Below are 290 nucleotides of genomic sequence, written 5' to 3'. Positions count from 1 at the left end.
GCGCCAGCAGGGGGTAAAGCCCCGCGGGAAGCGATATACGGTTGATCGTCTGCTGTAGCAGATAGCCCCCCGCCAGTCCGATAACAATCCCCAGTCCGAACTGCTGCAGGATATGTAACGCAAACATCCAGCTTAGCCCGCTTTCATGCTGCTGAATCATCTCGATAAGCGTAATGGTGAGAAATACCGCCATCGGATCGTTACTGCCGGATTCAATCTCAAGCGTGGAGCCAACGCGTTCGTTAAGCCCTTTTCCGCCGAGCAGGGAAAACACCGCTGCCGCATCGGTT

At 55.5% G+C, this 290-nt stretch carries 1 protein-coding gene; it reads right to left on the bottom strand.

Annotated features, from left to right (window positions below):
* Positions 1 to 290: cation:proton antiporter domain-containing protein (locus tag CN514_RS19740; RefSeq protein ID WP_176525989.1), on the bottom strand; the 290-nt coding region annotated here is incomplete at both ends.

The sequence above is a fragment of the Bacillus sp. AFS001701 genome (assembly GCF_002559405.1).
In the GTDB taxonomy this organism is placed as follows: domain Bacteria; phylum Bacillota; class Bacilli; order Bacillales; family Bacillaceae_G; genus Gottfriedia.
The sequence above is the reverse complement of the archived record's forward strand: the minus strand, read 5'-3'. Positions and strand labels throughout refer to the sequence as shown.